This window comes from Mesorhizobium sp. M7A.F.Ca.CA.002.04.1.1 (assembly GCF_004022805.1).
Classification (GTDB): domain Bacteria; phylum Pseudomonadota; class Alphaproteobacteria; order Rhizobiales; family Rhizobiaceae; genus Mesorhizobium; species Mesorhizobium ciceri.
In genome coordinates this window covers 1-421 of record NZ_RZPL01001334.1, presented here as the reverse complement: position 1 = coordinate 421, position 421 = coordinate 1, and the positions used below count along the sequence as shown (strand labels likewise).

General features: G+C 63.4%; 1 protein-coding gene. It reads left to right on the top strand.

The features are described from left to right. Positions 1 to 109 precede the first annotated feature (109 nt). A partial coding sequence (locus ENZ75_RS34070; protein WP_348630654.1) for a hypothetical protein occupies positions 110 to 421 on the top strand: 312 nt, incomplete at its 3' end.

Below are 421 nucleotides of genomic sequence, written 5' to 3'. Positions count from 1 at the left end.
GCTCGAAGAGGGCGATTTCGATATCGATCTCGAGAAAGAAATGATGGGCGAGTTCGGCGCTGACGACAGCGACGCCGCTCCGGTTGTTCAGGCTCATGAGCCGACTTTCGTGCATGAGCCGGCATTCGAAGCGGCTGACGCCAGCGCGATGGACGACGAGCTTTCGGTGTCGCTCGACGACGATTTCGAACTGGACATGGCTGAGATCGACGACCACGTCGCCGGCGCCAGCCATGCGGTCGCCGCTGAAGCCGTGCCGTCCGTCGAGCCCGCTTTCGCGTCCGACATTGGCGATGCCGTCGCCGGTTCGCTCGAGGACGTGTCCCCCTTCGAGGACGATCAGTCGATGGCGGACGAGCTTGCCGCCTCGCTCGACCAGGACCTTCGGATCGATGAGGAAGCCGAAGAGGCCCTGTACAGC